This is a genomic window from Isosphaeraceae bacterium EP7, from assembly GCA_038400315.1.
Classification (GTDB): Bacteria; Planctomycetota; Planctomycetia; order Isosphaerales; family Isosphaeraceae; genus EP7.
The window spans coordinates 6770264-6783678 of record CP151667.1 but is presented as its reverse complement, the minus strand read 5'-3'; the positions used below and the strand labels follow the sequence as shown (position 1 = coordinate 6783678).

The following is a 13415-nucleotide window of genomic DNA, read 5'->3' as shown; positions in this document are numbered from 1 at the left end:
AATCCTGCGGCGTCTTCGGTTTGAAGTCATCGAGGGGAGGCGAGTCACCAAGATCCTTCCAGATCGTCGCGGGTCGCCGACGCTTCGAGTTTCGCCTCAGCGTGCGTCCTTGCGGAGCGGCCGGTAAGCGATCGCCCTCCGGACCGCGGGGGGTTGCGGGGCTTCGGGCCCCTTGACCGCGTGCCAGAGGATCTCATTCAATTCGAAGTCGTCGATGCGGTCGTACTCGCTGAAATCCATCTTCGCCGACCGATCGGCGCCGTAGGCCAGGGGGGAGTTCTTCGCCTCCAGGTCAATGCGGGCCGGCAGGTGGTCGTAGGGTGACAGGTCGGCCGCATCGGTGAACGACTCGAACATCGGCCGCGCGGCGGCGTCGAACTGGCTCAGGGGAGGCAGTCCCAGGATCAGCTCCATGGTGCGGATCATGCTGACGGTCTGGTACTGCGAGCTGTCGACGTATTTCCGCTTGGTGTAGGGGCTGATCACCAGGCCGACGGTCCGGTGCGCGTCGACGTGATCGGCGCCGTTCTGGGCGTCGTCCTCGATGACGAAGATCGCCGTCTCCTTCCAGTAGGACGACTTGCTGACCGCGTCCACCAGCTTGCCGAGTGCCAGGTCATTGCTGGCCACGCACGCCTGGGGGGTGAAGGCGCCGGGCGTGGTCCCCGAGGTGTGATCCTCGCCAAGGCTCATCACGATGAAGCGAGGAAGCTTGCCGTCCGCCTCGAACTGGCGGAATTCTCGGAGGAAGGCCTCGACGTTGTCGGTGTCGCGGTCGCGCTGGCCGGCGACCTTGGGGATGCCGAACTCGGGGGCCATGTGGCCGACCAGCCCGGGCACGGCGGCCTCGAACTTGACGGACCCGTCGGGCTCGCTGACGCGCTTGCCGGCCTCGCGATAGCTGCGGTAGGTGAGCCCTGCCCGTGCGCAGGCGTCCCAGATGTAGCCCGACGGGGCCTTCGTCAGGTTCCCCTCGTCGTCGTCATCGATCCCCTCGCGACGCGAGTAGGTCAGCATCCAGTCGCGGGCGATGTAGTCGGTGTTATAAGCCATCGTCGACCAGGGATGGCCGTCGCGCGACACCTGGCCGTTGCAGTAGAGGTTGTCGAGCAGGACGAACTCCTCGGCCAGCTTGTGGTGATTCGGCGTGATCTCGCGGCCGAACATCACCAGCTTGGGGTCTCCGTTACCCTTCTCGATATCGCCGAAGACCTGGTCGTAGGTCCGGTTCTCCTTGATGATGTAGATGACATGCTTGATCGGCGATGGGTCGCCGACCTTCGTCGGGATCGCCGTCTTGCCGGCGTAGGGGGCGTTGGTCAGCAGATCGTCGGAGTAGGGGCAATTCTTGTAGACCTGCTCGGTGTAGGTCGCCAACTGCTTCTCGTCGGGGATCGCCACGATCGACAGTGCGCCCGACAGGGTGGTGCCGATGTGCGGGAAAGGCCGAGTCGCGGCCTTCTTCCCCTTGGGCCGGTCGTCGTTGGCCTTGGGGGCGAGGTCATCGTCCTTCTTCGGCAGGTCGGCGAAGAACGGGTTGGCCTTGGTCTGGTTCCCCTTGCCCACCCCGACGAGCAAGGTCTTGCCGTCGGGCGTGACGGCGACCGAGGTCGGATACCAGCCGGTGGGGATGAATCCCTTGATCCCGCTCTTGGCCGGCACGGCGACGTCGATGACGGCCACGCAGTTGTTGTCGGCATTGGCGACGTAGAGCGTCTCGCCGTCGGGGCTGACGGCCAGCGCGTCGGGCGTGCTCCCCTCGGGCGACCGGGGGAAGAGGCTGGTCGAGATCGTCTCGATGACGGTCCCCTTGGTCGTGTCGATCACGGAGACGGTGTTGCTCGACGCGCAGGCGACGAACAGGCGATCGTCCTTGGGGTGGCGGGCGATCTGGTTGGGGTGCTCGCCGACGCCGATCCGGGCGACCACGCGGAGGTCGGCCGGGTCGATCGCGAGCACGGCCCGCCCGGCCCAGTCGGAGACATAGAGCCGCGAGCCATTGCGGGCGACGGCCAGGTCATAGGGCTTCCCGCCGATCGGGGCGGTCCGCTCGGTCGCCTTGCCGTCGGTGTCGACGGCGGTGAGCGTCGCCGCGTCGACGTCGAGCGAATAGAGGATCTTGCTGGCCGGGTCGAAGGTGATCCCGCCCTGGAAGCTCTTGGGCCGCGCGGCCCTCTCCTTCTTGGTCAGCCCGGAGGTGTCGGGCTCGTCGGGGCCGGTCCGCGCCAGTTCACGCCCCTTGAGCGAGAATGCGTGGCGCATCCCGTTCCCACCGCCAGCCCACCAGATGCGGCCGGTCGACGGGTCGTGGGCCAGGCCGAACCAGCTCTCGCGGACGTTCTGGCGGGCGACGACCGATTTCCCGGCCAGGTCGACCAGGCTGAGATCGTGGTCGTTGTACCCGTTGGAGGTGACCAGCGCGTGCTTGCCGTCGGCTAGGGGCAGGACGTTGAGCGTCAGGTCGGGCAGTACGACCTGATCGCCGGCGGGGGTGATGGTCCAGCCGTTGGGGAGCAGGTATCCCCCATCGACGGGGCCCGCCGTCCGGGGCTTCTCCTGGGCCAGCAGCGGGATGGCCAGGGTGGCCGCCAGCGCGAACGCGGCGGCTTGGAGGCGCGTAGGCTTGGGCATCGGCTTCTTTCTTGGGGGGCGAACGCGGATGTCAGTTCGTTCGAGAGAAGGTCGACGGCCGTCGGGCCCGATCCCCGGTCAGAAGGAGTCCGCGGAGATGATCTCGCCGCCGGCGCGTGAGATCATGTTAGCGTAGACCTGGATCGCCGCGGTTTCCTTGATGAAGTGGACCGAGCCATCGGCGAACAGGTTGTTCGCGCCGCCGGGGTGGAAGCTGAAGACCTCGTTGGCATTGGTGCAGTTCGTGTGGCACGGGCCGGGGTTGGCCCCCCCGTCCATCGTGAAGCCGTGCAGCCCGTAGGGGCTATCCCGGTCGGCCCAGCCGGCGCCCGAGACGCGGATCCTGGGCGCGGAGCCGGGGAGATTGGACGCGACGAACTTACCGCCCCGCGTCCAGCGATCGGGCCGCCCCGCGACCTCGGCCATCACCTCGGTGTTCGACGTCCCGTCGGTGATCTCGGCGATCGTCCGCACGACATTGGCCTGCATCACGCCGCCGTATTCGCCCGGGGCGACGAAGCCCGCGTCGATCAGGGTCGCCGTCACGCTATTGTTCGGGGCATAGTCGCCGCATGCCGCCCGCCAGCCAGGGAACCCGCCGGAGTTGTGGGTGTCGATCCGATTGGGGGTTGGCGTGGAGGGGCAGGCCATGAGGTTGAGCTGGGTCGTCATCAGCGTCGAATTCCCGGGATTGCGATAATCGAGGGTCAGGTTGTAGCTGTTCGCCAGGGCCGTCTGCTCCGCGAAGGGGAGCAGGAGGACCGACCAGCCGTGCAAGACCAGCTGGGCCGTCGGCAGCGCCATGCCGCTGGCGTCGACGTTGATGCCCAGCTTGGGGAACGCCGCGGTGACCGCGGCCGGGGTGAAGAACCCGTTGGCCGACTCGAATGTGTGCATCGCCAGGCCGAGCTGCTTCATGTTGTTCGTGCACTGCGCCCTGCGAGCGGCCTCGCGTGCGGACTGGACGGCGGGCAGCAGGAGCGCGATGAGCACCGCGATGATCGAGATCACCACCAGCAGCTCGATCAGGGTAAAGCCGGAGCGAATCGACGGGATCTTGCGTGCGTTCACGGAGGGTCTCTCGGCGGGGGGGAAAGCTTCGCGGTAGGGGCGGGCGGTCCCCAGGATAGGACTCCGAGATGTCGACTTGATGCAGTTCTCGTAAAGTCGAGGCGTCGAAGGGCTGAACCGGCCCCGATTGTCGCCGTGCCGGGCTCGATCGAGCGGGGTCGGCACGACCGGCACGATCGGGGCGCGCGTCTCGCCTCAGAACGAGTCGGAGCTGATGACCTCGCCGCCGGCGACCGTCCCCAGGGCCCGCCAGGTCGGCCCGCTGATGCCGTCCTTGATGAATCGCACGCTGCCGTCGCCGAACAGGGTATTGATCCCGCCGGGGTGATAGCTTCGGGCAGTGATGGCCGCGAAGGTCGGCCCGCCCTTCTTCTCCCGCTGGCCCGTGATGTCGAGGTCGATCGCCTCTCCCGCTGGGGAGGAGCCTACGGAACGCCGGTTCGGCGTCCAGGCCGTCGTGAAGCCCGTGTGGTGCGCCTGCCCGTCAGTCCATTCCGAGTGCCCGGTCTTGTACTCGCAGCCGCCCCCGGCATATTCCGGGACGACCTCGAGTGGAGATCGTTCGGTGCCGGGAACATCGGCGGGGTTGTTGACGAGCGAGAGACCTCCGCAGTCGCGATACAGGGGCTGCTTGGCCTTGCCCTCGGCGGCGAAGACGGTGTTGCTCAGGCCGTCGACGAAGTCCCCCCAGCGACGACTCCGATTGGGGCCGAAGGCGCTCCGGTTCTCCGGTCCTCGGAAGCCGCCCCAGACGAACCAGTCGCCCATGCAGAACCCGTAATTCGTGACATTCGAGAGTCCCACGTTCGCGGCGGCGGGTCGGGGGTCGACCTCGCTAGGGCAGAGCAGTACGGAGACCCCCTGGCTGGCCACCGTGGTGTTCTGAGGGCTCTCGCCCGAGTGATTGAAGTTGATGGCGGCGAACATCGGGCCCTGCTCCATGAACGGCAGGATGCGACCCTGGACGCTCCAGCCGATCCAGGTGGACACGACGGTGCCCGAGCCGCCGAGGACGGACGCCGGCGGGAGTGCCCCCGCGATGCCCTCGTAATTGTGCACCCCCAGGCCGAGCTGCTTCATGTTGTTCGTGCATTGGATGCGGCGTGCGGCCTCCCGGGCGGCCTGCACGGCCGGGAGGAGCAGGGCGATCATCACGGCGATGATCGAGATGACCACGAGCAATTCGATGAGCGTGAATCCGCGTCTGGCCATGGATGAGCCTCCTGGTTGGTGCAAAGAGGGCACATCATGGCGACCTGGCGGCCGGGGCTCCTAATGAATGTCTCGTGAATGAGGGCCCGACCTTGAGGGCAAGCGTCGGTTCGCCTCTCGGCTCCGCTCGGGGCCGCGTGGGTCGCTTGGCCGGGGATCTCCTCGGCGCTGAAAACAATCAATGGATCAGTCGATGTCCACGGCTCAATCGCCCGGAGTTCAAGGGCGGCGGCCTCCTCGACGAACCCGTCGCCGGGCTGACGAAGAAGCCGACGGCCCGCGAATGTCAGAGGGCGTTGGGCTTGCCCTCGCCCCTGGTGTTCAGGAATGCGTCCTGTCGGAAGTGGCCGAGGTGCTTCGGCCCCGGGGGGACCGTGCGGGGCTCGGCTTCCGAGGCGGCCAGGTGGATCGTCTGGGTCGGGAAGGCCAGCTCGACGCCGAGGCGCTCGGCCTGCGTCAGGACCTCGCGGCTGAACTCGTCGCGGCAGGCCAGCTCGTCGGTGAATGTTGACACGCGGAAGAAGACCTGGACGAACAGCTCGACGCTGCTGGCGCCCAGGCCGCCGATGTGGACCTCGACCTTGTCGGGCATGAACCTGGGATGCTTCGCTGCGAACGCCCTCAGCGCATCGCGCATCGCCACGAGCTTGTCCACCGGCGTGCCGTAGGCCAGCGACACCACGGTGCGGAAGCGGCGAGATGCCCTGGCGGCCCGGTTGTCGATCATCGCGGCGGCCATCACCGAGTTCGGGATCGTCAGCAGCGAGTCTTCGAAGGTCCGCAGCCGGGTCGAGCGGAAGCCGACGCTCTCGATCGTCCCCTCGACGCCCTGGACCGCGACGTGCTCGCCGATCCGGAACGGGTGCTCGCCGATCAGGAGCATCGTCCCGAAGAAGTTCTTCAGCGTGTCCTGCGCCGCGAGCGACGCGGCCAGGCCGACCAACCCGAGGCCGGCCAGGAGCTGCGTGAGGGTCTCTCGACTGCCGATCAGGTAGACCTGGAACGAGGCGGCCACCACGATGGCGGCCAGCTTCATGCCGTTGGCGGCCGTGGGCACGATCATGTCGCTGAGGCTGCGGCGGTCGTGCAGCCGCTCGCTCCGCGCGTACAGGAGCATCCCGAGGTCGATCAGCCGGATGGCCGTCCAGGCCATCAGGCCGATCCAGGCCACCTTCGCGGCCGGGATCGAGATGCCCACGACCGCCGAGGGAAGGTCGAGCAGCCGGAACAGCTGATAGAGGCAGAGCAGCCCGATCTGGAACGCCATGGGCCGCAGCTTGGATCCGACAATCTCACGGCCAAGCTCGAAACCTCCCCACCTCAGCCCGACGCAGGCGGCCCGCGCCAGCGCCCGCTGCGCCACCCAGGTCGCGACCCCGCCGGCGATCAGGGCACCCGCCAGGCCAATCCATTGGTAGAGCTCGAGCCCCATCGCCGGGCTCCGCAGCCAGGGGGGCATCTGCCCTCGAAGCCAGAGCGAGGGGAGCAGGGCCGCCGACAAGACATGCCGGCCGGCCTTGTCCTTCGCCAGCGTCGGGGCGAGCGGCCGTTCCGACGCGTCGCGGAACATGGTCTCGATGCGTGCGACGGTCTCGCCGGAGAACTGCCAGTCGCCCCGTCGCGGATCGTTGTCTCGCTTCACCAGGTCGATCCGGCCCAATGGGCCCCGGTGGTAGTAATAGCGGGGGCCGTCGGCCTCGGAGGGGATCTCCTCCACGGTCACCCGGCCGATCCGGTCGAGGACGAATTTGAGCTTGTAGGCCAGGATCGGGCCCAGCTCATCGCGGGCGCCTCGGGGGATATCGTCGAGGTCGAGGCAGCGTGCGGCCAGGTCGAGGTCGCCGGCGTCGGAGGCGTGCAGGAGCGTCCTCATCACCTGCTGGGGCGAATGGAAGTTCGAGCGCCGCTCGCGGGCGGCCTTCTCCTCGGGCGTGAGCCGATCGAACATGTCGGGCACCCGCGAGATGGTCTCGCGGTCGATCCGCCAGGCGCCATCCTTGCTCCGCGCGAGGGTGACCTGCCACTCGGTGTCCCGGCCCAGGGCCAGCGTGTCGGCCTCCCAGGTGTCGGCCACCGTCATCAAATCGACGTGGAGCCGGTGCAGCACCGCCTCGAGCTTGGCAGCGAGCCGGAGCCCGACGCTGGCCCGGCCCTCCTCCGGCAGCGAGCTGAGGTCGAGGCAGTCGAGGAGTTCCCGCGACCGATCCCCGTCGAATTCCAGCTCGTCCATCGACTCCAGGAACGTGCGCAAGGTCCTCCGGGGCGAGCCGAGGCTCGCCGGGACGCCCGCCGGCGCGGGGACCCTCGCCACCCGGCCGGCCGTCAGCACGTCCTCGCCGATGACCAGTCCGAGGGTCGCATAGCGCGGGTCGGGCATCTTGGGGCGGAACGACTCGACCAGGGCGTCGAGGTTGCGCAAGCTGCCGCGGGTGAAGAGCCACGCATCCTTGCCTTCGGGCAGGCGGATCCGTTCCATCATGATGCGGCCGCGATGGTTGGAGTGCCAGACGTAGCGATAGCCGTCGGGGTTGTTCGGCACTTCCTGGGAGAACATGAACCCGCAACGCTGCATGACGAAGGCGAGCTTGCGGGCCATCTGCGCGCCTTCGGCGGCGCGGAGCTTGGGCGGGATGTCGTAGAGGTCCAGGCACCGCGCGGCCATCGCGAAATCACGCCGCCCCATCGCGGCCACCGCGAAGCTGCGCATCGTGGCGTTCGGGTCGGTCCGGCCCTCGGCCATGTTGGCCCTGGCCTCCTGCACCGCGCGCTGGCCGTCGGAGGCGAGCTTCCTGAGGCGGCCGATCCGCCCGACGGTCTCGGCATCGAATCGCCACTTGCCGTCGGGCTGGCGGGCCAGCGCGATCGGCTGCCCGGCCACCTCGTCGAGCACCACGCGATCGCCCTCGGGGCGATTGGGGATGCTGTAAAGCGGGATGGACTGGCGGTTCAGGATGAATTCGAGCTGGTGCGCCAGGAGGGCCGCGTCCCGCTCACGCATCTCCGGATCGAGGCCCTCAAGGTCGAGGCAGTCGATCGCGTTGGCGATGAGCCCGGTCGACCGGTCATACCCCGTGATGGCGAAGTAGAAGGTTTCCAGCGTCTTGCGCGGGGTCGTGCGGTCGTTCCACCGGGCGGAGTCGTCGGGTTTCCGATCCGGGGCGGTTGCCGCGATCGGGGCGGGCTTCCCGGCCTGAGCCGGCGGGGAGCCGAACAAGGCTGCAATGAGGGCGATCTGGGTGATCATCGTGTGGCCGAGCATGGAAGGCCTCCCTGCCTCGCGTTGCGGCACGAAGCGGGCGGCGGTGCCGGAACAACACGACGGAAATCCGCGAGGGCGCGCCTGCCCGACTTGGCCGAGCAAGGTTACTCATTCGGGGAAACTCGGCAAGAGTGATCCGGCGCCCCGCGCCATGAGTTGACGGGCTCCGCGCACGCTCTCGACGGGCCGCACGGATTCGCTTCGCAAGCAGCGAACCTCGGCGGGCCAATCGGCCTCAGAGAACGCGGAGGGTGGTGCAGTCCGGGGATACTTCGGAACTGTGGGTTCTCGGTTCGAATCCGATCGCGGTCGCAAGGCCGTGTAGCTCAATTGGATAGAGCAACAGTCAAAACCTCGGTCGCCTCTTCCCCCTCCACTTGAACCATCGTGCGGTGGTGCAGGCGAGAGTTACTTATCCACCCTGTGTGTCGCGGGTTCGAATCCCGCCGTCCGACGTATGTCGGGCGTAGCTCAGCCCGGTAGAGCAACAGAAAAGCCTTTCGTCGCTTCTTCCCCGCACGGTTTCCGCAACAGGGCGGTGGTGCAGGATAGGGATACTTCTTTGGTTGACACCGGCTTGCCGGTGGCGGGTTCGAGCCCCGCAAACCCCTATCCGACTCTTCCCCGCCCGATTTGATCGATGGGTATTGAGATGGCAATGCTGAACCGACTCCGGAAGATTTTCACGCACGAAGGGGCCCCGGCTCGTCGTACCGACGCTCTCGCGCAACTCGAACGCTCGGTCATGTCCTGCCTGCTGTGGGAGTCCGAGTTCTACGAGGACGGCCAGACCATCGGTCAGCGAATCGCCGACCTGGTGAAGCAGGTCCCCGCCGAGGACGTCGCCCGCGTGGCGATCCAGGCCAAGGAGGACATGCGGCTGCGCCACGTCCCGCTCCTGCTCGCCCGCGAGCTGATGCGGACGAAGGAGGGCCGCGACCTGGCCAAAGACATCTTCCCGCGAGTCATCCTGCGTGCCGACGACATCGCCGAGTTCCTGGCGATGTACTGGAAAGACAACAAGGACGAGCCGCTGGCCAAGCAGGTCAAGCGGCACCTTGGCGAGTCGTTCCGCCGGTTCGATGAGTATCAGCTGGCCAAGTACAACGGCGGGCTGAAGGCCGTGAAGCTGCGCGACGCGATCCGCATCACCCGCCCGAAGCCGAAGGACGAGGCGCAGGCCGAACTCTGGAAGCGACTGGTCAAGGGCGAGCTGGCGACGCCGGACACCTGGGAAGTCGAGCTGTCCAAGGGCGGAGACAAGAAGGCGTCGTGGGAGCGGCTGCTGGCCGAGAAGAAGCTCGGCGGGCTGGCCATGCTCCGCAACGTCCGCAACATGACCCGGGCGGGGATTGAGCCGGATCTGATCCGAGATGGGCTCCGTTCCATCCAGGCCGGACGTTTGCTGCCGATCAACTTCATCGCGTCCGCACGCCACAACCCGCAGTTCGAACCCGAGCTGGAAGCGAAGTTCTTCGAGTGCTTCGCAGGAAAGGAGACGCAGAAGGGCAAGACGGTCATCCTGGTCGACGTGTCGGGGTCGATGGATAGTCGGCTCTCGGGTAAGTCCGAGTTGAACCGGATGGACGTCGCCTGCTCGCTGGCCATGATCGGTCGCGAGATGTTCGACGACCTTTGTGTCTTCACCTTCTCCAACAGCCTGATCGAGGTGCCCGGACGCCGAGGCTTCGCCCTGCGTGACGCAATTGTCGGTTCGCAGCCCCACGGGGGGACCGAACTCGGCAAGGCCGTAAACTCGTTGCCTCCGCGCGACCGACTGATCGTGATCACCGACGAGCAGAGCCACGACCCGGTGCCCCAGCTCAAGGGGTACATGATCAACGTGGCCAGCAACAAGAACGGGGTCGGCTACGGCTCCTGGGTCCACATCGACGGCTGGTCGGACAAGGTGTTGACGTATCTCGAGAAGTACGAGGCGACCAATGGCTAAGCAGTTTCTGGGCAAGGGGGTCGTCCCCATCTTCGGCTGGACCGAGGGCGTCCAGGTTGAAGACAAGGCGCTCGGGCAGCTTCGCAACGTTGCCAAGATGCCCTTCATCCACCACCACGTCGCGGTCATGCCCGACGTGCACTGGGGGATGGGGGCGACCATCGGCTCGGTCATCCCCACGGTCGGTGCGATCATTCCGGCGGCCGTGGGGGTCGACATCGGCTGCGGCATGATGGCCGTCAGGACGGGTATCCGCGCCTCCGACCTGCCGGACAATCTGCACGCGCTGCGATCGGGCATCGAAGCGGCGGTCCCGCATGGGAGGACCGACAACGGCGGGCCGAACGATCGGGGGGCCTGGGGAGAGGTGACGGAAGCCGCCGCGATGTCGATGACCACGGATGCCCAGGGCCCGTCATTGCGAGCGCGACTTGCGGCCATCGTCGCCAAGCATCCCGGCATCGCGCGTGCGGCCGAGAAGGCGGCGAACCATGTCGGCACCCTGGGGACGGGTAATCACTTTATCGAGATCTGCCTCGACGAGCATCAGGCCGTCTGGGCGATGCTCCACTCCGGCAGTCGCGGCATCGGCAACAAGATCGGCACGTACTTCATCCAGCGGGCGAAGCGGGACATGGAGCGGTGGTTCATCCACCTGCCGGACGCCGACCTCGCCTACATCCCGGAAGGCTCCGCGCTGTTCGATGATTACGTCGAGGCCCTGCACTGGGCGCAGGAGTTCGCCAGGCTGAATCGCGACGTCATGATGGCCAGCGTCCTTTCTGTTCTTGCGAACCACTTCCCCGGAAAGCTCGGGGACGTCGACGAGGTGGCCGTGAATTGCCATCACAACTACGTCGCCAAGGAGAACCATTTTGGAAAGAGCGTCTGGCTGACCCGCAAGGGAGCCGTGCGCGCCCGCGAGGGCGACATGGGAATCATCCCGGGTTCGATGGGGGCCCGCTCCTACATCGTCCGAGGCAAGGGTAACGCGGATTCGTTCCACAGCTGCTCGCACGGCGCAGGCCGCGCCATGAGCCGCGGCGAGGCGATCCGAAAGATCAGCCTGGCCGAGCACGAGGCGGCCACGAACGGCGTCGAATGCAGGAAGGATCCGGAGGTGCTCGACGAGAGCCCGGCGGCCTACAAGCCGATCGAGGCGGTCATCGCGGCTCAGTCGGACCTGATCGAAGTCGTCTACGAGCTGAAGCAGATCGTGTGCGTCAAGGGATGACGCCCGCCGAGCCTCGCAGCATCCGCGAGAAGCTCGACGATACGAATGAGACGGGAGGCCAGCCCGAGCCAACCAAGAGGCTCGGCTGGTCCTTCCGGACAATCCGGCGGAAGCTGACGGAGAATCGCCCCATCGACCTGGATGAGGGCGTTGCTCTCAAACGCCTCTCCAAATCCTGCTCGATGAGCCGTTGAACGGGGCGAAGCGAGCGTTCCTGGAATCCGGTTACCCAAATCAGCCAGCGAAGCCGAAGCGGTGAGCGACCAGGCGCCAGGCCGCCGCCCCGCCGGGTATCATGGGTTGTTTTGAGGGCATCGCTGGAGGAACTGGATGGTCACCCCAACCGCATCGGATGCGGCCCCCGACAGTGTCGGCTGGCGGTTCGAAAACACCTACGCGCGGCTGCCGGACGTTCTCTTCAACCCCGTCAACCCGGCTGCGGTGCGGGAACCGCGCGTGTCGATCCTGAACCACAGGCTCGCGGACGAACTCGGCCTCAACCTCGCGGGTCTCTCCCCCGAAACCGCTGCGGCATTATTCGCGGGCCAGGCCCTGCCGGACGGTTCACAACCCATCGCGCAGGCCTACGCCGGGCACCAGTACGGCGGGTTCACGATGCTCGGCGATGGGCGGGCCATCTTGCTGGGCGAGCACCGGACGCCGCCCGGCCGACTCGTCGACATCCAGTTCAAGGGGTCGGGTCGGACGCGGTTCTCCCGCGGCGGCGACGGCCGCGCCGCCCTCGGGCCGATGCTCCGCGAGTACGTCATCAGCGAAGCGATGGCCGCGCTTGGCATCCCCACGACGCGGAGCCTCGCGGTCGTCACCACGGGCGAGCCGGTCTACCGAGAGTCGATCCGGCGAGGAGCAATCCTGACTCGCGTGGCTGCCAGCCACATCCGGGTCGGCACGTTCGAGTTCGCGGCCCGCCGGGACGAAACAGCCCTGCGGGAACTGGCCGACTACGCGATCGCCCGACACTACCCGGAACTGTCCGATCATCCGCGCAAGTATCCGGAGTTCTTCCGAGAGGTCTCGAACCGTCAGGCCTCGCTGGTCGCCCGCTGGCAACTCGTCGGGTTCGTCCACGGTGTGATGAACACCGACAACGTGGCGATCTCCGGGGAGACGATCGACTACGGCCCCTGCGCGTTCATGAATGCCTATGATCCCGCGACGGTGTTCAGCTCGATCGACCACGGTGGCCGGTACGCCTACGGCAACCAGCCCAACATCGTGCAGTGGAACCTGACCCGGTTCGCCGAGACCCTTCTGCCGCTGCTCGATCCGGAGCCCGAAACGGCGGTCGCGCTTGCCACGGAGGCGCTCGAAGCGTTTCCCGCCATGTTCGAGCAGTATTGGCTCGCCGGGATGCGGAGGAAACTAGGGCTCCAGACCGATGAGGTCGGCGACCTCGAGCTGATCCGGTCGCTGCTCGACTGGATGCAAGCGTCACGAGCCGATTTCACCAACACGTTCCGCGACCTGTCATCGGAGGAGCCTTTGGCCGACGACCGGTACCGGGCACCGGACTTCCAGGCCTGGCACTTCCGTTGGCAGGAGCGGCTCGGACGGGACGGCCAGCCCAAGGCGACGGCCTACGCCTTGATGCAGTCCGTCAACCCGGCCGTCATCCCGCGGAACCACCGCGTGGAGGAGGCGCTGTCGTCCGCCGAGGAGCAGGACGACCTGTCCGTTCTGCACCGGTTGCTGGAGGCGCTGGCGTCGCCGTATCAGGCGAGGGCGGATCTGGCAGAGTATCAGGACCCGCCCCCCGGTGATGGCGCGTATCGTACGTTCTGCGGGACGTAGCGAAGTGTGAGGAGGAGGGCGAACTGCCGGGACGATGCCCCGATGGAGAGCTTCTTCGCCAGCCCGAAGACGGAGTTGACTCGGGGCGAGATCCTCGCGACGAGGCAGCAGGCCATGGCCAGCCTGTCCGAATCCGCCGAGGTCTTTTCGGTTGCGTCCGGCGATATTCGTCGCTGAGATACGAGACGCCCGCCATCCGCGGGGAAGTCCATCATTCCCATCTCCCTGCACCAATGAGCTGATCC

At 66.9% G+C, this 13415-nt stretch carries 8 protein-coding genes and 1 pseudogene; 5 read left to right on the top strand and 4 right to left on the bottom strand.

Annotated elements, in window-relative coordinates; genetic code table 11:
- Positions 1 to 96: 96 nt before the first annotated feature.
- From EP7_RS26800 to EP7_RS26785, 4 genes are all read right to left on the bottom strand, one after another.
- Positions 97 to 2631: a bifunctional YncE family protein/alkaline phosphatase family protein gene (locus EP7_RS26800; RefSeq protein ID WP_463525321.1), complete on the bottom strand. Its 2535-nt coding sequence runs from the start codon at positions 2629 to 2631 to the stop codon at positions 97 to 99.
- Positions 2632 to 2709: 78 nt separating this feature from the next.
- Entirely contained in the window at positions 2710 to 3702 is a 993-nt protein-coding gene (locus tag EP7_RS26795) for a DUF1559 family PulG-like putative transporter (RefSeq protein WP_463525320.1), read from the bottom strand.
- Positions 3703 to 3897: 195 nt separating this feature from the next.
- Complete coding sequence (locus EP7_RS26790; protein WP_463525319.1) at positions 3898 to 4914, bottom strand: DUF1559 family PulG-like putative transporter; 1017 nt, start codon at positions 4912 to 4914, stop codon at positions 3898 to 3900.
- 286 nt (positions 4915 to 5200) lie between these two features.
- The gene (locus EP7_RS26785) at positions 5201 to 8173 is read right to left on the bottom strand and encodes a mechanosensitive ion channel family protein (RefSeq protein ID WP_463525318.1); all 2973 of its coding nucleotides are present in this window, start codon (positions 8171 to 8173) and stop codon (positions 5201 to 5203) included.
- Between the two features lie 652 nt (positions 8174 to 8825).
- Here EP7_RS26785 and EP7_RS26780 point away from each other — a divergent pair.
- The 5 genes and pseudogenes from EP7_RS26780 to EP7_RS26760 all read left to right on the top strand — a co-directional run.
- Positions 8826 to 10124, top strand: coding sequence for a TROVE domain-containing protein (locus EP7_RS26780; RefSeq protein ID WP_463525317.1), 1299 nt, complete (start codon positions 8826 to 8828; stop codon positions 10122 to 10124).
- Positions 10117 to 11358 carry an RtcB family protein gene (locus EP7_RS26775; RefSeq protein ID WP_463525316.1) on the top strand — a complete coding sequence of 414 codons (1242 nt, stop codon included), beginning with the start codon at positions 10117 to 10119 and terminating at the stop codon, positions 11356 to 11358. The genes EP7_RS26780 and EP7_RS26775 overlap by 8 nt, the downstream gene beginning before the upstream one ends.
- Entirely contained in the window at positions 11343 to 11552 is a 210-nt protein-coding gene (locus EP7_RS26770; protein WP_463525315.1) for a hypothetical protein, read from the top strand. Before EP7_RS26775 ends, EP7_RS26770 begins: the two co-directional genes overlap by 16 nt.
- A gap of 136 nt (positions 11553 to 11688) precedes the next feature.
- On the top strand, positions 11689 to 13170 hold the full coding sequence (locus EP7_RS26765; protein WP_463525314.1) for a protein adenylyltransferase SelO: 1482 nt from the start codon (positions 11689 to 11691) through the stop codon (positions 13168 to 13170).
- 3 nt (positions 13171 to 13173) lie between these two features.
- Positions 13174 to 13412 (top strand): annotated as a pseudogene (locus EP7_RS26760) (IS3 family transposase); the annotation flags it as partial.
- Positions 13413 to 13415: the final 3 nt, after the last annotated feature.

Excerpts from the sequence above, each read along its gene's own strand:
- EP7_RS26780 (WP_463525317.1), top strand. The coding sequence starts at position 8,826 with ATGGCAATGCTGAACCGACTCCGGAAGATTTTCACGCACGAAGGGGCC.
- EP7_RS26785 (WP_463525318.1), bottom strand. The coding sequence starts at position 8,173 with ATGCTCGGCCACACGATGATCACCCAGATCGCCCTCATTGCAGCCTTG.
- EP7_RS26765 (WP_463525314.1), top strand. The coding sequence starts at position 11,689 with ATGGTCACCCCAACCGCATCGGATGCGGCCCCCGACAGTGTCGGCTGG.
- EP7_RS26775 (WP_463525316.1), top strand. The coding sequence starts at position 10,117 with ATGGCTAAGCAGTTTCTGGGCAAGGGGGTCGTCCCCATCTTCGGCTGG.
- EP7_RS26800 (WP_463525321.1), bottom strand. The coding sequence starts at position 2,631 with ATGCCCAAGCCTACGCGCCTCCAAGCCGCCGCGTTCGCGCTGGCGGCC.
- EP7_RS26790 (WP_463525319.1), bottom strand. The coding sequence starts at position 4,914 with ATGGCCAGACGCGGATTCACGCTCATCGAATTGCTCGTGGTCATCTCG.